The 20,864-nt window shown below is 70.1% G+C and carries 20 protein-coding genes and 1 riboswitch; of the genes, 12 read left to right on the top strand and 8 right to left on the bottom strand.

Going from position 1 to position 20,864, the window contains the following annotated elements; translation table 11 throughout:
* Positions 1-286: 286 nt before the first annotated feature.
* The 8 genes from BLT03_RS08010 to BLT03_RS07975 are packed head-to-tail and all read right to left on the bottom strand — an operon-like array spanning position 287 to position 9,288.
* Entirely contained in the window at positions 287-1,216 is a 930-nt protein-coding gene (locus tag BLT03_RS08010) for a lysylphosphatidylglycerol synthase transmembrane domain-containing protein (protein WP_092742146.1), read from the bottom strand.
* Positions 1,213-1,623, bottom strand: a complete 411-nt coding sequence (locus tag BLT03_RS08005) for a GtrA family protein (RefSeq protein ID WP_092742144.1) — start codon at positions 1,621-1,623, stop codon at positions 1,213-1,215. Before BLT03_RS08005 ends, BLT03_RS08010 begins: the two co-directional genes overlap by 4 nt.
* 12 nt (positions 1,624-1,635) lie before the next feature.
* Positions 1,636-2,976 carry an NAD(P)/FAD-dependent oxidoreductase gene (locus BLT03_RS08000; RefSeq protein WP_092742142.1) on the bottom strand — a complete coding sequence of 447 codons (1,341 nt, stop codon included), beginning with the start codon at positions 2,974-2,976 and terminating at the stop codon, positions 1,636-1,638.
* Positions 2,976-3,914: an NAD-dependent epimerase/dehydratase family protein gene (locus BLT03_RS07995; RefSeq protein WP_092742140.1), complete on the bottom strand. Its 939-nt coding sequence runs from the start codon at positions 3,912-3,914 to the stop codon at positions 2,976-2,978. Before BLT03_RS07995 ends, BLT03_RS08000 begins: the two co-directional genes overlap by 1 nt.
* 44 nt (positions 3,915-3,958) lie before the next feature.
* The gene (locus BLT03_RS07990; protein WP_092742138.1) at positions 3,959-5,683 is read right to left on the bottom strand and encodes a hypothetical protein; all 1,725 of its coding nucleotides are present in this window, start codon (positions 5,681-5,683) and stop codon (positions 3,959-3,961) included.
* A gap of 3 nt (positions 5,684-5,686) precedes the next feature.
* Positions 5,687-6,454, bottom strand: coding sequence for an SDR family NAD(P)-dependent oxidoreductase (locus BLT03_RS07985; RefSeq protein ID WP_092742136.1), 768 nt, complete (start codon positions 6,452-6,454; stop codon positions 5,687-5,689).
* A gap of 51 nt (positions 6,455-6,505) precedes the next feature.
* The gene (locus BLT03_RS07980) at positions 6,506-7,819 is read right to left on the bottom strand and encodes an FAD-binding oxidoreductase (RefSeq protein WP_092742134.1); all 1,314 of its coding nucleotides are present in this window, start codon (positions 7,817-7,819) and stop codon (positions 6,506-6,508) included.
* Positions 7,813-9,288 carry a UbiA family prenyltransferase gene (locus tag BLT03_RS07975; protein WP_271466137.1) on the bottom strand — a complete coding sequence of 492 codons (1,476 nt, stop codon included), beginning with the start codon at positions 9,286-9,288 and terminating at the stop codon, positions 7,813-7,815. Before BLT03_RS07975 ends, BLT03_RS07980 begins: the two co-directional genes overlap by 7 nt.
* Positions 9,289-9,513: 225 nt before the next feature.
* Here BLT03_RS07975 and BLT03_RS07970 point away from each other — a divergent pair, with 225 nt between their 5' ends.
* From BLT03_RS07970 to cobJ, 12 genes are all read left to right on the top strand, one after another.
* Complete coding sequence (locus BLT03_RS07970) at positions 9,514-10,269, top strand: class I SAM-dependent methyltransferase (protein ID WP_092742130.1); 756 nt, start codon at positions 9,514-9,516, stop codon at positions 10,267-10,269.
* 108 nt (positions 10,270-10,377) lie between these two features.
* The gene (locus tag BLT03_RS07965; protein WP_092742128.1) at positions 10,378-11,439 is read left to right on the top strand and encodes a peptidoglycan-binding domain-containing protein; all 1,062 of its coding nucleotides are present in this window, start codon (positions 10,378-10,380) and stop codon (positions 11,437-11,439) included.
* Between the two features lie 198 nt (positions 11,440-11,637).
* A riboswitch (cobalamin riboswitch) is annotated at positions 11,638-11,871 on the top strand.
* A 129-nt stretch (positions 11,872-12,000) separates the two neighbouring features.
* Positions 12,001-12,822 (top strand): precorrin-4 C(11)-methyltransferase, encoded by an 822-nt coding sequence (gene cobM, locus BLT03_RS07960; protein ID WP_092742126.1) that lies wholly within the window; start codon positions 12,001-12,003, stop codon positions 12,820-12,822.
* The gene (locus BLT03_RS07955; protein ID WP_092742124.1) at positions 12,819-13,826 is read left to right on the top strand and encodes a sirohydrochlorin chelatase; all 1,008 of its coding nucleotides are present in this window, start codon (positions 12,819-12,821) and stop codon (positions 13,824-13,826) included. The genes cobM and BLT03_RS07955 overlap by 4 nt, the downstream gene beginning before the upstream one ends.
* The gene (locus BLT03_RS07950; RefSeq protein ID WP_092742122.1) at positions 13,823-14,512 is read left to right on the top strand and encodes a precorrin-8X methylmutase; all 690 of its coding nucleotides are present in this window, start codon (positions 13,823-13,825) and stop codon (positions 14,510-14,512) included. Before BLT03_RS07955 ends, BLT03_RS07950 begins: the two co-directional genes overlap by 4 nt.
* Before the next feature lie 7 nt (positions 14,513-14,519).
* A complete protein-coding gene (locus BLT03_RS07945) occupies positions 14,520-15,644 on the top strand; it encodes a cobalt-precorrin-5B (C(1))-methyltransferase (protein ID WP_092742120.1) in 1,125 nt (374 codons plus the stop codon).
* Positions 15,641-16,984 (top strand): precorrin-6y C5,15-methyltransferase (decarboxylating) subunit CbiE, encoded by a 1,344-nt coding sequence (cbiE, locus tag BLT03_RS07940; RefSeq protein WP_092742117.1) that lies wholly within the window; start codon positions 15,641-15,643, stop codon positions 16,982-16,984. Before BLT03_RS07945 ends, cbiE begins: the two co-directional genes overlap by 4 nt.
* Positions 16,981-17,847: a precorrin-2 C(20)-methyltransferase gene (gene cobI / locus BLT03_RS07935; protein WP_092742115.1), complete on the top strand. Its 867-nt coding sequence runs from the start codon at positions 16,981-16,983 to the stop codon at positions 17,845-17,847. The genes cbiE and cobI overlap by 4 nt, the downstream gene beginning before the upstream one ends.
* Positions 17,844-18,653 carry a cobalamin biosynthesis central domain-containing protein gene (locus BLT03_RS07930; RefSeq protein ID WP_217640150.1) on the top strand — a complete coding sequence of 270 codons (810 nt, stop codon included), beginning with the start codon at positions 17,844-17,846 and terminating at the stop codon, positions 18,651-18,653. The genes cobI and BLT03_RS07930 overlap by 4 nt, the downstream gene beginning before the upstream one ends.
* Positions 18,650-19,087 carry a cobalamin biosynthesis protein gene (locus tag BLT03_RS07925; RefSeq protein ID WP_092742113.1) on the top strand — a complete coding sequence of 146 codons (438 nt, stop codon included), beginning with the start codon at positions 18,650-18,652 and terminating at the stop codon, positions 19,085-19,087. Before BLT03_RS07930 ends, BLT03_RS07925 begins: the two co-directional genes overlap by 4 nt.
* A 69-nt stretch (positions 19,088-19,156) precedes the next feature.
* Complete coding sequence (locus BLT03_RS07920) at positions 19,157-19,828, top strand: energy-coupling factor ABC transporter permease (RefSeq protein ID WP_092742111.1); 672 nt, start codon at positions 19,157-19,159, stop codon at positions 19,826-19,828.
* A gap of 14 nt (positions 19,829-19,842) precedes the next feature.
* Positions 19,843-20,847, top strand: coding sequence for a precorrin-3B C(17)-methyltransferase (gene cobJ, locus BLT03_RS07915; RefSeq protein ID WP_092743008.1), 1,005 nt, complete (start codon positions 19,843-19,845; stop codon positions 20,845-20,847).
* Positions 20,848-20,864: the final 17 nt, after the last annotated feature.

The raw sequence follows: 20,864 nt of genomic DNA, 5'->3' as shown, positions 1-20,864 counted from the left end.
TCTTCTTTGTCGTTACCTGAAATTGGTGAATTTGAGGGACGGCGCGCAGGGCATGCGATCCATCGCCATGCGCGGGCCAAGACATCGCTGTTCCCAGGCGAGGTCGGCAGAGGGACTGGTCCAGGGTTGCTGGGGGGTTAGCCCCACTGAAGATCAGTGATGCAATTTCTAAGGTCGGTGGCGCCATGCAGCAACGCAGACTGCGTGCCAATACACACCAAAGATCAGTGGCGGAAAACGAATGGGAAGTGTCGTTCCGCAGGCAGAGGCCGAAGGGCCGGTGGGTTCAAGGCCCGCGCCGGCGCTCCAGCACCGCGATCGCTGCGAAGCCGCACAGCACCGCGAACCACAGCGTGGCCACGCGAATGCCCACGGCGGCCAGCGTGCCGAGGCCGATCGGCACGGCCTGCAGCGCCAGCAGGGCGACCAGGGTGGCCTCGGTGGTGCCGATGCCCGCGGGCAGCATGGAGGCGGCGCCGGCCAGCATGGCGGTGGGGTAGAGGGAGGCCGCATCGCGCCAGGGCAGGTCGATGCCCAGCCCGTGCAGCAGCCAGGCGAACGACAAGGCCACCATGCCCCACGCCGCCAGGCCCAGGCCCAGAGACAGCCCCAGGTCCAGCGGATGCAGCCATGCCTTGCAGCCCGCCAGCCCCATGGCCAAGGCCCGCACCGCGCGCGATACGCGAGGCCAGCCGCGGCGGCGCAGCCAGGCGGCACTGCGAAGCAGCCAGGACGGCCTCGCCGCCACCACCACGACGGCGCCGATCATGCCCGCCACGAAAGCCACCAAAACCGCGAACAGCGGCAGCGCGGGGATGGCCAGCGCCGCCAGCAGCACCACGCACAGCAGGTCGAACGCACGCTCGTACACGAAGGCCGAAACGGTGCGCGCGGCCGGCACGCCATGGCGTGCGAAATAGCGCACGCGCACCAGCTCGCCCACCTTGCCGGGGGTGGCGGTGAAGGCGAAGCCCGACAGGTACCCGAGAAAACCGGCGCCCCAGGGCACGGTATGCCCCGCACGCGCCAGCAGCCAGCGCCAGCGCAGGTAGCGCAGCAGGTAAGAGGCGAAGGCGATGGCCGCCATGGACGGCATCCACGCGAACACCTGCGGCAGCTGCGCGAAGACCTGGTTGCGCGCGTCGGCCCAGGCCAGGGCCGCCACGTAGGCCGCCGTGCAGGCCCCGGCCGCAGCGACGGCGTGGCCCGGCTTCATGCGCGGTCGGCGAAGGACCAGCGCTTGTGGCCCAGGTAGCTGGTGAACACCGGTACCGCCACGCCCACGGCATGGGCGATCTCGGGCACGAAGGCGGTCACGCCCAGCGCCGGCAGCACCTGGCGCGCCAGCAGCACGCTCACGGCCCAGGTCTGCGCCACGGCGACGAGGTTCACCAGCACGAAGAACGCGGCGGATTTGTGCACCGACTGCTGGCTGCCCTGGAACACGAAGGCGCGCGCCAGCAGAAAGGCCGTGACCATGCCCACGCCGTAGGCCAGCACCACGGCATAGGAAAACGGCATCCACTGGTTGAGCACGATGCGCGCGATGAAGTTGGCGAGCGCAGCCACGCCGCCGGTGACCAGGAAGGCCACGAACTGCCGGGATCGGAACTGGGCGAGCATGATGGGCCGTGCCTACACGCGCGCCGCAGCCGCCTGCGCGGCCATCTGCCGCCCGAAGCCGATGCTTTCCGAAATGCCGCGGTCCTCGGGGTAGTAGTAGGACGTGTCGGCCACCCACAGGCCGCGCACGGGCAGTTGCACGGGCGGCAGGCTCTCCAGGTAGTTGGGTGGGCAGATGGGCTGCGCGTAGCGGTAGCGGCTGGCGCGCAGGGCCAGGAAGTCGTCGTCCTGCAGCTTCGGGTTGATGGTTTTCAGGTAGCGGCGCACCTTGTCGAGGAAGGCCGCGTCGGGCTCGGCGAACTTGGGATGCTCGCCCGGCATGTAGAAGGGCACGTACACCACCGACTCCTGCAGCGGCCGCAGGTTGCTGTATTCGACGAGGCCGGGAATGTCCATGTCCGGGTCGTTCACGTTGAGCCAGAAGTTGCCGGTGAGGGGCTTGCGCAGCTTGGCGATCACGCAGACCACGGCGATGTTCTGCAGCGCGCCGTACTGCGCCAGCAGGGCGGGCGGCAGGTCGGGCATGGTGCGGGGTACGTAGGGCAGGGGGATGGTGCTCACCACCTTGTCGAAGGCCTCGAAGCCCTGCGCGGTTTCCACGCCCTGCACGCGGGTGCCGTCCATGCGCACGCGGGTGACCGGCGTGGACAGGCGGATTTCGCCGCCGTGGCTGCGGATGTCCGCCACCATGCCGTCCAGCAGGGTGGCCGAGCCGCCGTCCAGGTGGCCGAGCTGTTCGCGCATGAGGCTGTAGCGCGAGCGGCCGATGCGGCGGATGCGGCTCCAGATCCACGCGGCCGACAGGTTGCCGGCATGGTCGTAGAACTTGTAGTCGAACAGGCGCCGCCACAGCACTTCGTAGGCTTCCTTGCCCACCCAGCGGCGGATCCAGGCCGTGGCCTCTTCGCCGTCCAGGGGCTTCCAGTCGGTGCGCTTGGTGGACAGGAACGCATGCAGGCCGTAGCGGAACTTGGCGATCAGGCCCAGGCCCTGAAAGCGCAGCAGCGCCACCGGGTTGCCCCAGGGCTGCAGGCGCTTTTGGAACCAGTAGCCCATGCGCGTTTCGCGCCAGCGCATCTTGTCCTTGAGGCCCAGCTCGTCCAGCATCTGCAGGAAGGCGTGGTCGGAGGTGCAGTGGAAGTGGTAGTAGCGCTCGATGGGCAGGCCGTCGAAATCGAACATCGCCGTCATGCCGCCCACGCGGTCATCGGCCTCGAAGACCACGGGCCGGTGGCCGTCGCGCGCCAGTTGGTAGGCCACGGCCAGGCCCATGGGGCCGGCGCCCAGCACGGCGATGCGCTGGCCGGGAGTGGCGGCCGTGGATGCGGCAGAAGAGGAGGGCTGCGCGCTCATCAGAACTCCAGCACCACGCGGCTGTATTCCGGGTGGTTGAACGTTTCGTGGATGGCCTCGGCAAACGGGGTGGCGCGCACGCCGAAGATGCCGGGCCAGTCGATCACCTCGAACTCGTCGTGGGCGACGAGTGCCTTGAGCTGGTCGGCGGTGAAGGGCGGGTCCTTGTCGAACAGCGCCCAGACCTTGAGCAGCAGAGAAAAGAGGCCGTAGGGAATCTTCACGATCCAAGCGCCCGCGCCGGTCGCTGCCTTGATCTGGCGAATGATGTCGATGTAGTCCACCTTCTCCAGCCCCGTGATGTTGAACACGCCGCCCACGCGGCGCTCTTCGATGCAGCGCACGATGATGCGGCAGAAATCCGCCGCATAGAGTGGCTGGCGCATGTAGCGGCCGCTGCCTGGAATGGGAAACACCGGCACCTTGCGCATGAAGCGCGACAGCCAGCCCAGATGCTTGCGGTCGAACCAGCCGAACATCAGCGTGGGCCGCAGCACCACGCAGGGAATGCCGCTGTCCAGCACCATCTTTTCCTGGGCGCGCTTGGTCTCGGTGTAGTGGTCCTGGGCGACCGATTCGACCACCGAAGAGCTGATGTGCACGGTCTGCGCGATGCGGTGCCGCTGGATCAGTTCGAGGATGCGGCCCGTGGAGGTGAGGTTGTTGCGCACGAAGGGATCTGCCTGCGGCGCGCCGATCTGCGCCTGCAGCATGACCACCACGTCAGCGCCTTCGAAATGGCGCTCCCACGTGCCGGGCTCGGCCAGGTCGGCGTCCTCGGCCACGATGTCCGGGTGCACCTGCCGCAGGATGGCGAGGTTGCTCGTGTGCTTGTCCAGCACGACGAGGTTGTGATAGCCGTGCAGCTTCAGATGGGCCACGAGGTTCTGGCCCACGAGGCCAGCGCCTCCCGGCAGGATGATTTTGGCGTTCTTCATGGGAGTCTTTTTCTCAGCGATGTCTGGGAGATTGGAGGGCGCACTCATTGCGGCTGCGGCACCTTGAGGGCCACCGAGCAGGCAGTGCCGGGCGCGGTCAGCGTCACGTCGGCCGGCAGTGTCTCGGGCGTCGCCTGCAGATAGGCGGTGAAGGTCAGGTAGCGCGCCGGTGCGCCAACGCCGCCCGGTGCGCTCATCTTGCGCCAGCGGTGGGGCACGCCCATGCCCACCACCGTGCCGTCGGCAGCGACGAGGCGCATCGATTCGGGCGGGGGGCCGTCGCCCTCGGGCAGCAGCGCGCCGCTCACCGCGACGAAGCGCGGATCGCCCGGCACGCGTTGCACCCAGTCCACGAAGGCGGTGCAGCGGGCGGGCGGCACGTCCAGGCGGGAGCCCAGCGCCGTGGCGGCGTCGGAGAGCGGAGGCTGGCCGAAGATCGAATGGCCGTGTCGCACTGCCTTGGCGACGATGAGCTCGCCCAGGTGGCGGTCCCAGATCAGCATGCCGATGCGGCGTTCGTCGTGCACGCCCATCGCCAGTGCGAGGGCGCCGGTCATGCGCAGGTGGGCAATGTCGGTGCGCTTGGTTTCGCGCGCCTGTATCGCCAGCATCTGGGCCAGCACGACGACCAGCAGCAGCGTGGCGCCGGCCCTGGCGAGGCCGCGCAGGGCCATCAGGCGGGGCGCGTACAGCACGCCCAGGGCGGCCCAGGCCATCATCGTGGGCGTGGTGTAACGACTGGACAGCGAACCTTCCATGCTGAGTTGCAGGCGCCCGCTGGCTGTGGCGAAGGCAATGCCTGCCACGAAGGCGACGAAGGTCAGCAGCGACAGATCCAGCGCATGGGCGCGTGGGGCGCGCAGTGCGGGCACCAGCCGGGCCAGCGTCAGCCCCGTGAACAGCACGCCGAAGGCCTGGCTGATCCACATCGACTCCATGTGCCGGCTCAGGTGCTGGAACGGGCTGCCCAGGTACTGCAGCGTGTACTGCAGCATGCCCAGCGGCCGGCTCATGAGCACGGCCAGCAGGCCGGGCCGGGGCGTCGGCGCGACGAAGTCCGCCATGTAGATGCCGACGCCCAGCGCGGCCAGCACCGCCAGCACCGCCGTGCGGCGCCAGCCCATGCGCACCACGGCGGCGTACAGCGCCATCATGGGCAGCGCCATGATGCCGTTGGCCATGGTGCCGATGCTCAGCACGCCGAGCGCGCAGCCACCGATGAACCAGCGCTCATCGTGCCATCGCGTGCCCTGCGTCGCCTGCGTGGCGCGGTACAGGCAGTACAGCCCGGCCAGCGGCAGCGACTGGGCCAGGAAGAACTGGCTCTGGAACGCCCAGGTGAGGTTTTCCTGCTGGATCCACGACAGAAGCCAGACGGACAGCAGCACCAGGGCCGATACCGCCGTGGTGCGGGGCATGGGCCCCACCCGCGCCTTCAGGAAGGCCCAGAACGTGGCGATGCTGCCTGCCACCAGCAGGTAGTTGACTGCGATCAGGAAGGCTTGCGTGCCGCCGAACCAGCGGTATTCCATCCAGAACAGCGCCTTGGACAGCACGATGCGGTGCTCGTTGAAAAGCCTCCACCAGGCCTGCCACCCACCGCCGTCGCGCATGTCGGCATAGAAGTCCACCGCGCCCCACATGTCCCAGATCGGAACGGACGTGAAAGTGCGCCAGGCCGCCACGGCCGTGACCAGCGCGAACAGCGCCGCATAGCCCGCAAGGGCCACCGCCGCCCAGAGGCGGCGGCGTTCAGGGGTCCACCGCATGGCTCAGATGTCCATCTTGTGGAAGATGGCGCGGGGCAGGTTGCGGATCACGGCCATGATCAGCGCCCATTTCGCGGGGGCGTAGACCACGGGCGTGCCGCGGGCCATGCCGCGCACGACGGCCTGGGCCACCTGCTCCACGCTGGCCAGCTTGGCGCCGCGTGCCTTGAGGTGCGCCGTCATCGGCGTGTCGGTCGGTCCGGGCTTGACCAGCACCACCTTGACGGCCGTGCCCGCCAGGCGGTGCTGCAGGCCTTCGGCATAGCGCTCCACCAGGCCCTTGGCGGCGCCGTAGACGTAATTGGACTTGCGCCCGCGGTCGCCGGCCACCGAGCCGATGATTCCGATCGTGCCGTGCCCGGCCGCCAGCATCGCGCCGGCGAAGGCCTCGGCGCACAGCACGGGCGACAGGCCGTTGACGGCCATGGCCTGCTCGGCGCTGGCCAGATCGTTCTGGCACTGCGACTGGTCGGGCAGGCTGCCGTGGGCGATCAGCACCACGTCCGGCACGCCCTGGGCCGCCAGGTGCTGCACCAGCGCGGCGATGGACGCGGCCTGCGTGACGTCGCCGGCCAGCACGTCGATGCGGGCCTGGGGCTGGCGCACCTGCAGGTCGTCGGCCACACCCTGCAGCCGAGCCGCGTCGCGGCCCACGAGCACCATCCGCCCGATGCCGCCGGCTTGCAGCCATTGGCGTGCGCAGTGTTGGGCGATCAGCGACGTGGCGCCGACGATCGCGATGGTCTGCGATCCGTTGTGGTTGTTTTGCATGTTGGCGGTGGAATCGTTCGTTCGTTTTTGTTGTGGAAAGGAGCGCGCCGGTCAGTCGCCCAGGAGGCGCAGCGACATCGCCGACCGGATATTCGGGTCGCGGTACGGAAGGAACTGGGCCAGCTTGGGGTAGCCGGCCTCGAACAGGTCGCGCGGCATGCGCGCATCCTTGGCCGGGTACAGCCGCCCGCCGGCCTGGGCGACCACGGCATCGAGCCGGTCGAACAGCCGCAAGGTGCGATCGCCCAGGTTGGGAAAGTCGAGAGCCAGCGTGACGCCCGGCTGCGGAAAACTCAGCAGGCCCACCGCTTCGCGGTCGCCGAAGGTCTTGAGCACGCCCAGGAAGCTGCCCTGGCCCGACGCGGTGATCTCGCGCAGCAGCGCGCCCACGGCGTCCGGCCCGTGCGGGCGGGGCACCACGCATTGGTATTGGTAGAAGCCCCGGCGGCCGTAGATGCGGTTCCACTCCTGCAGGTTGTCCAGCGGGTAGGAAAAGGGTTCGTAGTGCTGCAGCGCACGACCCGCGCGGCGCCGGTTCAGGTGGTAGTACGCCGCGTTGAAGGGGCGCAGGCTCAGCCGGTTGACGAGCGAAACCGGGGGGGCGAACGGCACGGTGCGCTGGCGGTCTTTCGGTCCGGGGCCGTGCTGGGATTCGGGCGGCGCGGCGTTGGCCCGCAGGAAGATGCCGCGCGTGCCCCCCGCCCGGGCGCCCGAGAGGCAGTCGATCCACGAGACGGTGTGCTCCCAGTCGGCCTCGGACGCATCGGCCAGGGCGAAGAATTCGCCCAGCGATCCGTAGGGCAGGGTCTCGGTGTCCAGCCAGGGGCCTGGCACCCGCCGCAGCCGCAGCGTGGCCTGGGTGACCACGCCGGTCAGGCCCAGTCCTCCCACGGTGGCGGCGAACCATTCCGGGTGCAGTTGTGGCCCGCAGCGGATCGACAGGCCGTCGGTGCGCAGCAGCCGCAACTCCTGCACGTGATCGCCGAACGAGCCGTGCACGTGGTGGTTCTTGCCGTGCACATCGTTGGCGATGGCACCGCCCACCGTGGCCAACTGGGTGCCCGGCGTCACGGGCAGCATCCAGCCACGTGGCACGAAGGTGCGCTGAATGTCGCGCAGCAGCATGCCGGCTTCGCAGGTCAGCTCGCCGGTGGCTTCGTCCCAGGCGATGAAGCGGTCCAGGCCGCGCAGGGACCACAGCGTGCCGCCGGGGTTAAGGCACACGTCACCGTAGCTGCGGCCCATGCCGAACGCCAGGCCGTGCTGGCCGGGCTCACGCGGCAGCTGGGCCAGCGGGCGCTCCGCCAGCACGCGCACGTCGTGCTCGTCGGCGCTCAGCCGGCCCCAGGAGCGCACGGCTACCACGGCAATCCCAGGGCCGCGGCGACCATCGCCACGCTGAACAGCACGCCGGCGGCGAGGCTGGCGCGGTCCTTGAAGGCGAAGACCAGCGGGTCGTCGTGCATCTCGCCGCGCACCGCGCGCAGCCACATCCAGCTCACCCAGAACACCATCACCGGCACGGCGGCCCAGATGAGTTCGGGGGCGCGGTACATCAGCAGCACGGATTCGCTGTTCAGGTACAGCGCCAGCACGACGACCGCGGTGTAGCCGGCCGCGATGCCCAGGTTCTGCACGATGGGGGCGTCCGATGTGAGGTAGCCGCGCCCGTGCGCCTGGGTCTTGCCCGCGGCCTGTTGCACCATCAGCTCGGCATACCGCTTGACGAACGCCAGCGACAGGAAGAGAAAGCCCGAAAACGCCAGCAGCCAGAACGACAGCGGCTGCTGGATGGCATAGCCGCCCGCCACGATGCGCAGCGTGTACAGCACCGCCAGCGCGATGCAATCGACCAGCACCCAGCGCTTGAGCGCCAGCGAATACGCCCAGGTGATGGCGAAGTAGCCCAGCAGCCAGCCGAAGAACCCCTGGCCCACCTGCCAGGCCAATGCGAAGCTCGCCACCGTGAGCACCGGCACCAGGGCGACGCCCTGCCAGGCCGCGAGCGCGCCCGACGCGAAGGGCCGCAGGCGCTTGCGCGGGTGGCGGCGATCGCTTTCCAGGTCGAGCAGGTCGTTGGCCACGTAGACCGACGAAGCGCACAGGCTGAAAGCCAGGAAGGCCACCAGCAGGCTGCCCCAGGCCGGGCCGTCAGCCAGGCGGTGCGCAGCCACCATGGGCACGAAAAGCAGCAGGTTCTTGAGCCATTGGTGCAGGCGCAGTGCCTTGCGCCAGGGCTTGATCCCCGCAGGCGCCCGAGCGAAGCGTTCGGCCACGTTGCCGTGCGCCTCGGCCTGCCGGGTGACACCGCCCGAGGCATTGACCACGATGGCCGAGCGTGCCGCCTGCCACACCGTCACATCGGCCTGCGAGTTCCCGGCGTAGTCGAAGCCGCGCTCGCCGAAGGCCTGCACCAGGGCGGCGGCCTTGGCCGGCCCCGCAAGGTTGGTGGCGCCATCGCTGGCCATCACCTGGTCGAAACAGCCCAGATGGGCCGCGATGGCCTGCGCCACGGTGCGATCCGAGGCGGTGCACAGCACCGTGCGGCGGCCCGCCGCGTGCTGGGCGCGCAGCCATTGCACGAACGGCTCGTTGTAGGGCAGGGTGGCCACATCCATTCGCACCCGCTGGCCGATTTCCTGCTTGAGCGCTGCCTTGCCACGCGCCAGCCACAAGGGCATGGCGAGCACGCGCCACGGCCCGTCCCGCAACAGTTGCAGCGACGATTCGTGCAGCATGTCCGTCAGGATGAGGGTGCCGTCCAGGTCCACCACCAGCGGTGGTTCCGAAGACGGGCCCGGTGCGGGCAAGGGCGAATCAAGGGGCGAGCGCAAAAGAGACCTTTGGTGGGAAGGCGTGAATGGAAACAGAAGGCGCGGGTAACGCTCTGTGTGCAAGAGCAACAGAACATTGTAAAAGCCGGTATCCGTCCTGCCTTTGACGGGACCCCGGCGTTACACCTGCCGCGCCGAGTGTGGCGAAGACGCCGCAGTCCGCCCGGTCACTAAACTTGTTCCTGTCCGAGCGCCTGTCCCATCTCTCGAAGCCGCCTCCCTTCCATGCCCCGACTTCCCTGGCCCCTGCCCGCCCTTCTGGCCTGGGCCGCCGCATGGCTGGCCTACCTCGGGCTGCACGACCGGGTCGCGCCGGTGGCTGCGCTGGTCGCTGCCTGCGCGGTTGGCACCGCTGCCAGCGTGCTGGGCACGGGCTGGTGGCGCCGCGGGCTGATCGCGGCGGGGTTTCCGCTGTCGCTGGCTCTGTCGGGCGCGGCCAGCGTGCCGGCCTGGGCCTGGCTGGTGCCGCTGGCGCTGCTGCTGCTGGTGTACCCGATCAACGCCTGGCGCGATGCACCCCTGTTTCCCACGCCGCACGACGCGCTGCTGGGCCTGCCCGCCGCGGTGGCGTTGGCGGAGGGCGCGCGGGTGCTGGACGCGGGGTGCGGCCTGGGCGACGGCTTGCTCGCTTTGCGCCGCGCCTACCCGCAAGCCCGGCTGGAGGGCGTGGAGTGGAGCGTGCCGCTGCGCCTGCTGTGCGCGCTGCGCTGCCCATGGGCGAAGGTCCGGCGTGGCGACCTGTGGCGCGCCGACTGGAGCGATTACGGCCTGGTGTACCTGTTCCAGCGCCCCGAAAGCATGGCCCGTGCCGCAGCCAAGGCGCAGGCGGAGATGGCGCCCGGCACCTGGCTGGTCAGCCTGGCGTTCGAGATCCCCGGCGCCACGCCGCACGCCCGGCTGCAGCCGGGCGGCGGGCACGCGGTGTGGGTCTATCGCATGGGTGCCAGGCCGGTAGCCAGCAGCCCAGCCGCGGCGCTATGATCCGTCGCCTCCCCTGGCAGGTCTGGCGTTGCGGCCGCTGCCCCTTGTTCTGCGCCGCCTTGTCCACGAGGTGGCGCCTCCACCTTTTTCCCTGAGAGGAACCCTCCCATGTCCAAGAAGACCTTGCCATTGCTGGCCGCCGCCTGCGCCGCCCTCCTGCTGACGGGATGCGAAACCACCAACATGAAGATGGGCAGTGCCGAGTCCAAGACGGTCGCCACCGGCGCGGCCGCCGGCGGTGCCACCGCCAACGAAAGCAGTGACCTGCAAAAGTGCGCTGCGCCCCTGGGCACCGTCTCGCTGGTGGAAAACCAGCAGGCCGGCTGGTACACCATCCTGCGCAACGAATACCGCCTGCCACCCACGGCCAACCTGCTGCGCCTGCTGATCCAGCAATCCAACTGCTTCATCGTGGTGGAGCGCAGCGCCTCGGGCATGACCGCCATGGATCGCGAGCGCGCGCTCATGCAGTCCGGCGAAATGCGCGGCGGCAGCAACTTCGGCAAGGGCCAGATGGTCGCCTCCGACTACGGCCTGTCGCCTGAAATCGTGTTCTCCAACAGCGACGCCGGCGGCATCGGCGGCGTGCTGGGCGGGCTCATCGGCGGCGGCAGCGGCCGGGCCATCGGCGCACTGGGCGGCGGGCTCAAGACCCGCGAAGCCAGCGCCATGCTGACCCTGGTGGACAACCGCTCGGGCGTGCAGATCTCGGCATCCGAAGGCAGCGCTTCCAAGAGCGATTTCGCAGGCTTCGGCGGCCTGTTCGGCGGCTCGGCCGGCGGCGCGGTGGGCGGCTACCAGAACACGGCGCAAGGCAAGGTGCTCACCGCTGCCTTCATGGACGCCTACAACCAGATGGTCGTGGCGCTGCGCAACTACAAGGCGCAAAGCGTGCAGGGCCAAGGCTTGGGCGGCGGCGGCCGGCTGGGCGTGGACGGCGGTGCCGCGCCATCGCAGACCCGTGCCGGCGTTCCCGCACCTGCTGGCGCGCCCGCGATGTCGGTGCGCGAAGCGCAGGAGCGCCTGAACGCCCTGGGCTACAACGTGGGCACGCCCGATGGCGCTGCCGGTGCACGCACGGCCACTGCGCTGCGCAACTTCCAAAAGAGCCAAGGACTGCCGATCACGGGCCGCGTGGACGCCGCCACGGCAGAAGCGCTCTCGCGCTGACCGCTCGCACGCAAGTGCAACGAAACGGGCGCTGCGGCGCCCGTTTTTCATCAAGGCTTCGCATCGCCCTGAAGCCCGTTTTTACCGGGTGTCACAGTTTCCCGGAATGCGTTGCTGAACTTGCAATGGTTGCTATCAAATGCATAGCTACGCAGGCATGTTTCATCCCGGCACACGGCATGAAACACCCACAGCCGCTCTATACTCCCGCCCGTTGGTGCTCGCTCGGTCATTGCGACCGCGCAGTTAAACGGGAACCAGGAAGGGCGCGTCCGGCATGGACCGCACCCCAACCTGGGCTGCCCCCGCAACGGTAAGCGAAAGAAGGCCTCGCCTTCACCCGATGGAATGTGCCCACTGGATGCCTCGGCATCTGGGAAGGGCCCATCGGTTTTCGCCAGCCCGGATACCGGCCGACAGGGGTGCGCACTGCGAAGGTATTGCCTTGGCAGCGTGCGCCATTTCACGGAACCTGCGGGGAGGCAGGGGTCCGGGCGAATGCATTCCTGTGGTCCCCATGCAAATCATTTCTGCGCTGGCACGCGTGCCAGCCCGTTGGCCATGACGCCAGGCACTGTCTGGTTCGTCGGCGCCGGTCCGGGCGATCCCGAACTCATCACGGTCAAGGGCCGCGCGCTCATTGAGCGGGCCGGCGCCATTCTGTTCGCGGGCTCGCTCGTGAACGAGGCGGTCACGCGCTGGGCGCCGCCCGGCTGCACCATCGCCGACAGCAAGGACATGACGCTGGAGCAGATGGCGGCCTGGCTCATCCTGCAGGCGCAAAAGCACGGCACCGTGATCCGGCTGCAGACCGGCGACCCGGCCCTTTACGGCGCGCTGATCGAGGTGGTGCAGCCGCTGGACGCCGCCGGCGTGCCGGTGCGCGTGGTGCCCGGCGTGTCGTCGGCCATGGCGTCGGCCGCCGCGGCGGTGGAAAGCTTCACGCTGCCCGAGGTCACGCAGAGCGTGATCTTCACGCGCGTTGAGGGCCGCACGCCCATGCCGCCGGGCGAGTCGCTGGCCGAGCTGGGCCGGCACCACTGCACGCTGTGCATCTTTCTGTCGATCACGCTGCTGCACAAGGTGCAGGCCGGGCTGCGCGAGGCCGGCTGGGCGGAGGACGCGCCCATGCTGGTCGTGCACAAGGCCAGCTGGCCGGGCGAAGAGCTGATCGTGCGCGGCACGCTGGCCGACATCCGCGACCGCTGCCGCGACGCCAAGGTGGTGAGCCAGGCCATGGTGATCGCCAGCCCCACGCTGGGTGCCCGCCAATGGACGCAACTGGCCAAGTCCAAGCTGTACGACGCCACCTTCACCCACCGTTTCCGCAAGGCCAGCGAGCCACCCCGTGACCCCTCAACCCCGCTGGAGCGCGCCCCATGAAAAACACCATCCTGCTGATCGGCCATGGCTCGCGCGAGCCCGAAGGCAACGACGAGATCCACACGTTCGTGGCCCAGTGGCGCGTGCGCCAGCCCACGTGGCGCATCGAGGTGTGCTTCATCGAATTCGCGCCGCCCGGCCTGCATGACGGCCTGCTGCAGGCGGCCGAGGGCAGCGACCGGGTGCTGGTGCTGCCGCTCATCCTGAATGCCGCGGGCCACGTGAAGATGGAGATTCCCGAGGCCATCGAGCATGCGCGCGCGCACTGCCCGGGCGTAGAGTTTCTCTACGGCCCGCACCTCACCGCATGCGAGCCGATTCTGGCCATCCTGCAGCGCCAGCTGCGCCGCTGCATGAACACGCTGGACATGCCCGACCCCACCACCACCGGCGTCGTGCTGCTGGGCCGGGGCTCGTCCGACCGGCAGGCCAATGGCGACGTGGCCAAGATGGCCCGCTGGCTGCAGGAAGACGGCCACCATGAACTGGTCGAGATCGCCTTCACCGGCATCACCTGGCCGCGCCTGGAGCGCGTGGTGCAGCGCCAGGTGCTGCTGGGCATGCGGCAGATCGTGGTGCTGCCGTACTACCTGTACACGGGCACGCTGATGCAGCGCATCGGCCGGCAGGTGGACCACCTGCGGGCGCAGTACCCGCAGGTGCGCTTCGCCCAGTCGCAGCACTTCGGCCTGGAGCGCGAGATTTTCGAACTGCTCGACACCCGCGTGACCGACCTGCTGGGCGGCGTGGCGGGCAGCCTGCTGCCCTGCGACGGCTGCAAGTACCGCGAGATCGCCCACGACCTGGGGCACGGACACAGCCACGAGCACACGCATGCCCACGCACCTGCCGCGGAGCCGGCGGTGGTGACCGCCGAGGTGGTGCTGCACCGGCAAGCGCCAGGGCATCCGCACCCACATCCCCACGATGGGCATGACCACGACCACGACCACGCACACGGCCACCACCCTGCGCATGTCCATCCGCAGGAAGCCGCCGCATGAGCACCGTCAACACCGTCACCGAACAGCTCACCCGCGCTGGCCAGGCCATCGAGCACGACAGCTTCGCCATCATCGACGCCGAGGCCGGCCCGCACCCGTACACGGCAGCGCAGTGGCCCATCGTGCGCCGCATGATCCACGCCAACGCCGACTTCGAATTCAACGGCCTGACCGACTTTCATCCCCAGGCGGTGGACGCCGGCATCGCCGCCATGCTGCGCGGCGGCACGCCCGTGGTGGCCGATGTGGAGATGATCTGCTCGGGCCTGTCGCAGCCGCGCCTGGGCCATTTCGGCATGCGCACGCACCAGTTCATCAGCGACGCCGACGTGATCGCCCAGGCCCAGGCCGAAGACACCACGCGCGCCGTGCAGGCCATGCGCAAGGCACACCGGCAGGGGCTGCTGCACGGTGCCATCGTCGGCATCGGCAACGCGCCCACGGCGCTCATCGAACTGGTGCGCCTGATCACCGAAGAGGGCCTGCGCCCGGCGCTGGTCGTGGGCATGCCCGTGGGCTTCGTGTCGGCCGCCGAATCCAAGGACTTGATGGCTCAGGTGCGCGACGTGCCCTGGATCGTCATTCGCGGCCGCAAGGGCGGCTCCACGCTCGTGGTGGCCGCGCTGCATGCGTTGCTGGCGCTGGCCGAGGCGCGGCAGAAACAGGCGCCGCCCGCCGGAGGCTGACCCCGCCATGATGGAAAAGACCGTCCGCCGCGGCACGCGCACCGGCTTCACCACCGGCGCCTGCTCGGCCGCCGCCGCGCGCGCCGCCGTGCTGGGGCTGCTGCAGGGCTCCGTGCCCGACGCGGTGGACTGCCTGCTGCCCAACGGCGACCTGGTGCGCTTCGCGGTGCAGGACGGCCGCTGCGACGGCGGCAGCTCGCACGCCATGGTCATCAAGGACGCGGGCGACGACCCCGACTGCACCGACAAGGCACACCTCACCGCCGACGTGCGCCTGCTGCCCGGCCAGGCCGGCGCCTTCGTACTGCAGGGCGGCTTCGGCGTGGGCACGGTCACCATGGCGGGTCTCGGCCTGGCGGTGGGCGGCCCGGCCATCAACCCGGTGCCGCGCAGCAACATCGAAGACAACGTGCGCGCCGTGGGCGAGCCGCTGCTGGCGCATGCGGGCCTGGAAGTGACGATCTCGGTGCCGCAGGGCGTGGAGATGGCGAAGAAGACGCTCAACGCCCGCCTGGGCATCCTGGGCGGCATTTCCATCCTGGGCACCACCGGCATCGTGAAGCCGTATTCCACATCCGCCTACCGTGCCAGCGTGGTGCAGGGCGTGCAGGTGGCGGCCACGCTGGGCCACGGCGTGGTGGTGCTGACCACCGGCGGGCGCACCGAGCAGTTCGCCATGAAAGAGCGGCCCGGCCTGCCCGCCGCCTGCTTCGTGCAGATGGGCGATTTCCTGCGCTACGCGCTGGACGAGGCCGTGGCGCAAGGCCTGCGCGAGGTGGTCATCGGCGGCATGGTGGGCAAGCTCACGAAGATCGCCCAGGGCGAGACCATCACCCACGCCAACCGGGCCGAGGTCGATACGCAACTGCTGGCCGAACTGGCCGCCGGCGTGGGCGCGCCGCCCGAGGTGTGCGCCGAGATCGCCGCCGCCGAAACCGCCCGCTTCGGCGCCGAGCGCATGCAGGCCCTCGGCCTGGGGCCCGCCTTCCACAGCGCGCTGGCGCAGGCCGTGGTGCGCACCCTGACCGCCCCCGACCGCTACGGCGACCGTTTCCACCTCACCGTGCTCGTCTGCGATTTCGACGGCACCAAGATCACCGAGGCCGTCTCCGGCCCCGCCGCCACCGCATGACCCAGCCTGACCGACTTTCCGACCCCCAGCCTTGCCGCGTGATCGGCGTGCTCGACGATGGCGCCGCCAGCCTGGGCGCTACCGCGCTCGCGCTGCTGCGCCGCGCCGACCTCGTGATCGGCGGGGCGCGCACGCTCGCGCTGTTCGAAGACGACATCGCCCCCGGCGCCACGCGGCGCGACCTCACGGGCCAGCTGTCCGCCGTGCCGGGCTGGATCGCCGCCGCGCGCGATGCGCAGCAGGCCAGCGTGGTGCTGGCCACCGGCGATCCGCTGTGCCACGGCATTGCCAGCTACCTGGCCTCGCGCCTGTGCATCGAAGCCATCGAGGTCATTCCCAACGTCTCCACGCTGCAGCTGGCCTGCGCGCGCCTGGGGCTGGCCTGGCAGGACGCGCGCATCGTGTCGGTGCACGCCAAGGACGCCGGCGAATGGCAGCAGGGCGCGGCGCCGTCGCACGGGCTCTATGCGCTGGCTCAGGCGGTGCGCGCGCACGACCGGCTGGCCGTGCTGACCAGCCCCGACAACACGCCCGGCCGCATCGCGCGGCTGCTGCTGGCCGAAGGACAGGGCGGCGACTTCCAGATGGCCGTGGCCGAGCGCCTGTGCACGGCCGACGAGCGCGTGTGGACCGAACTGGCGCCCGAAGACGCCGCGCAGCAGGCCTTTGCCGACCCCAACGTGGTGCTGCTGGTGCGCACGCGCCAGCGGCCCGTGCCGGTGCGCTTCGGCCTGCCCGATGCGGCCTACCACCAGCGCCAGCCCGACAAGGGCCTGATCACCAAGCAGGAAGTGCGCGCGGTGTCGCTGGCGCGCCTGCAGCTGCGGGCCGACAGCCGTGTGTGGGACATCGGCGCGGGCAGCGGATCGGTGGGCCTGGAGGCCGCCCGCCTGTGCCCGCAGGGCCACGTGTGGGCCATCGAAAAGAACGAGGCCGATGCCGCCATCGCGCGGCAGAACGTGCAGGCCTTTGGCGTGTCCAACCACACGCTGGTGCACGGCAAGGCGCCCGAGGGGCTGGACGGATGGGCGGACCCCGACGCCGTCTTCATCGGCGGATCGGGCGGCGAGCTGGCCGAACTGATTGCGCTGTGCCTGAAGCGCCTGCGCCCGGGCGGCTGGCTGGTGATGAATTTCGTCACGCTGGAAAACCTGGCCGCCGCCACGCAGGCGCTGCAGCAGGCCGGCGCCGCGTGGGACGTGCTGCAACTGCAGGCCGCGCGCAGCAAGCCCATCCTGCACATGCACCGCATGGCCGCCGAGAACCCGGTGTGGATCGTCTGCGCGCAGCCGGCAGGCCCTGGCGATGCGCCGACCGCGCCGACGGAGGAGGGCGCATGACGGGCTTCGCCACACCTGGCAACGCGCTGCCGGCCGCGCCGCTGGGCCGCCTCATCGGTGTGTCTCTCGGGCCGGGCGACCCGGGCCTCATCACCCGCGCCGCGTGGGCCCAGCTGCAGCGCACCGGCACCGTGTGGACCTATCCCGCGCGCAGCACCAAGACGCCCAGCTATGCGTTTGACATCGTGCAGCGCGCGGGGCTCGCACCGCCCGCCACGCACCAGACGCTGCTGTTTCCGATGACGCACGACGGCGACAAGCTGGCCCGCGCGTGGATGCGTGCGGCCGACACCGTGCTGCCCTGGCTGCTGGCCGGGCAGGACGTGCTGTTCCTTGTGGAGGGCGATGCCAGCACCTACGCCACCTTCGGTCACCTGGCGCGCACGGTGCGGGCGCTCGACGCGCGCATCGACACCCCGGTGATCGCGGGCGTCAACGCCTTCGCTGCCGCCTGCGCCGCGCGCGGCATGCCGCTGGCCGAGCAGGACGACACCATCGCCATCGTGCCCGCCGCCTACGGCGTCAGCGCCGTGGACCGCCTGCTGACCGACTTCGACACGCTGGTGCTGATGAAGGTCAAGCCGCTGATGGACGACCTGATCGACTGGCTCATGCAGCGCGAACTGCTGCCGCACACGCAGTTCATCGAGCGCGTGGGTGCGCCCGACGAGCGCAGCGTGAACGGGGTGGACCTGCCCGCGCTGCGCGGCACCAAGGTCAGCTACCTCTCGCTCATGGTGGTGAAGAACCCGCATCGCATCCGGGGCGAGCGCATCAAAGGCTGCCTCAAGAAAACCTCGCCCATCGCGCCGCTGGCCGGCGCTGCGGGCCTCTCACTTGCCGAAACGGAGCCAGACGAATGACCTCGACCTCCACCCTAAGCCCAGGCCCCAGCCCCGTGGTGCTTTCCGCCCCGGCCATCGCCCCCGAGTCGGTGCGCGTGTGCCTCGTGGCCATCACGCGCCACGGCGCCGCGCAGGCCGCGCAACTGGCGCGCGACGTGCCGCAGGCCCATGTGTGCACGGCCGCCAAGTTCGCCAGCGCGTTCGACGGCCTGCCCAACACCGTGCGCGCCTACGAAGGCGCCTTGCGCGACGAGATCGCGCCGCTCTTCGCGGGCTACGACCAGCTGGTGTTCTTCGTGTCGCTGGGCGCCGTGGTGCGCCTGATCGCGCCGGTGCTGAAGTCGAAGGACGAAGACCCCGGCGTGACGGTGGTGGATGACGCCGGCCAGTTCGTCATTCCGGTGCTGTCGGGCCATGTCGGCGGCGCGAACGAATGGAGCGAGCGCATCGCCGCGCTGATCGGCGCCACGCCCGTGCTGACCACCGCGTCCGACGTGGGCAAGACCATTCCGGTGGACATCCTCGGCCGCCACCTGGGCTGGCGCGTGGAGGCGCCCAAGATCAACATCACGCGCGTGTCGGCGCATGTCGTCAACGGCGAGCCCATCGCCGTGGTGCAGGAGGCCGGCCGCCGCGACTGGTGGAACCGGCCCACGCCGCTGCCTGCCAACATCGCGTGCTTCGACCGCCTGGCCGATGTCGATCTGGCGCACTACCGCGCCGTGCTGTGGGTCACGCACGCCGACGTGCCGCCCGCGCAGTGGCAGGCCCTGCACGAGCGCCTGGTGGTCTATCGCCCGCCGGTGGAAGGCGCCGCCGCATGACCACGGCGCCCGGCAGCGGCACCTTGCGCCTGGCCGTGGGCCTGGGCTGCGACCGCGGCACGCCCGAGGCCACGGTCGAGGCCTGCCTGCGCGCGGCACTGGCCCACGCCGGGGCCGACATCGCGCAGGTGGCGGTCGCGGCCAGCATCGAAGCGAAGGCCGACGAAGCCGCCTTCCTGTCGCTGGCGGCGCGCCACGGCTGGCCGCTGCGGTGGTACAGCGCGGCGCAACTGGCCGCCGTGCCGGTGCCCAACCCGTCGGACACCGTGCTGCGCTACATGGGCACGCCCTCGGTCAGCGAAGCCGCAGCGCTGCTGGCGGCGGGTGCCGCGCACGATGCGTCGGCCCTGCTGGTGGAAAAGCACCGGCTGCGCGGCAGCGACGGGCGCAACGCCACGGTGTCGATCGCACGCATCGCGGCGGACGCTGGCTGACCACCCCTGTCCACCTTCTTTCTCATCCCCGTTTTTTTCTCTTCCTATCCCGTCCGAAAGGCTCACACCATGCACATCGAAATCGGCATCCTCTCGCAAGACAAGATCGCCTACGCCTCGGCCGCCGCGTCGGCGCTGCTGGGCGCACACGCCATGGGCCTGCTCAAAAGTCCCACGGCCTGGCTGCGCACCGCGCTGGCCGCGTTCTTCTTCAGCCTGCTGATGCAGGCCTGGCACCTGCCCGTGGGCCCGTCGGAGCTGCACCTCGTGGGCGCCATGCCCATCTACCTGCTGTTCGGCTTCATTCCCACGCTGTTCGGCTTCGGCCTGGGGCTGCTGGTGCAGGCGCTCGTCTTCGAGCCGCAGGACCTGGCGCACCTGGCCATCAACTTCCTGAGCCTGGCGGTGCCGCTGGTCGCGACCCACCACGCCCTGGGCCGCCGCATGCAGCGCATCAGCGTGGCCAACGTGCTCAAGCTCGACGCGATGTACTACGCCGGCGTGACGTTGATGGTCGGCTTCTGGCTGTCGATCAGCAGCGATGCCGCCCCGGTGGCCGACTGGGCACTGTTCGCCGCGTCGTACGCCAGCCTGGTGGCCGTCGAGCCCCTGCTCACCATCGGCCTGTTGTTGGCCGCCACGCGTGTGCGCGGCAGCCGCTGGCTCGCGGCCTGCATCGACGAGCGCGCGCTGCAGCGCGTGGCCGCCCGGTCCACGGCACCCGCTGCGCCCGCCGCGTGAAGGACGCACGCACCATGTCCGCAGGAAAAATCATGCTCGTGGGCATCGGCCCCGGCAGCACCGACCACATGACCGCCCGCGCCCGCGCCGCCATCGCCGAGGCCGACACCATCATTGGCTACGTCACCTACATCAAGCTGGTGGCCGACCTGATCGAGGGCAAGGAAATCATCCGCAAGTCGATGACCGAAGAGCTGGACCGCGCCATCGAGTCGCTGGCCCGGGCGCGCGAAGGCAAGAAGGTGGCGCTGATCTCGTCGGGCGATGCCGGCGTGTACGGCATGGCCGGGCCCACGTTCGAGGTGCTGTTCCAGGCCGGCTGGACGCCGCCAGCGTTCGATGAACATGGCGTGGTCGAGCCCGGTGGCATCGAGGTCGAGATCGTGCCCGGCGCCTCGGCCATCAACAGTTGCGCGGCCCGCGTGGGCGCGCCGCTCACGCACGACTTCTGCGCCATCTCGCTGTCGGACCTGCTCACGCCGTGGCCCACCATCGCGCGCCGGCTCGACGCCGCGGCGCTGGCCGACTTCGTGGTCGCGCTGTACAACCCCAAGAGCGGCCGCCGCACGCGCCAGATCGAGGAGGCGCAGCGCCTCTTCCTGCGCCACCGCAGCCCCGACACGCCCGTGGCCATCGTCAAGAGCGCGTACCGCCGCCGCGAGCGCATCGAGTTCGCCACGCTGGCCACCATGTGCGAGGCCGACATCGGCATGCTCAGCACCGTGCTCATCGGCAACAGCAACACCATCGTGCGGCACGGGCTGATGGTCACGCCGCGCGGCTACGCCAACAAATACGACGTGGAAGGCGGCGGCACCACGCTGGCCGGCGAGCGCCCGGGCCGGTCGCTGTCCACCGGATTGAACGGCTGGCTGGAGAATCTGCAGCTCGACCACGCCGCCGGCGAAAGCATCGAGACGCTGGCCCGGCGCCACCGCCTGCCGGCCGATTACATCCGCGACACCCTGGCGCAGCCCCTTGCCGCCGAGGCCGTCGCCACCACCGAGGAAGAGGCATGAGCCAAGTACCCAACGCA

This window comes from Paracidovorax valerianellae (genome assembly GCF_900102625.1).
GTDB classification, from domain to species: Bacteria; Pseudomonadota; Gammaproteobacteria; order Burkholderiales; family Burkholderiaceae_C; genus Paracidovorax; species Paracidovorax valerianellae.
Note: the sequence above shows the minus strand (reverse complement) of the source record. Positions and strands in the feature narration are given on the sequence as shown.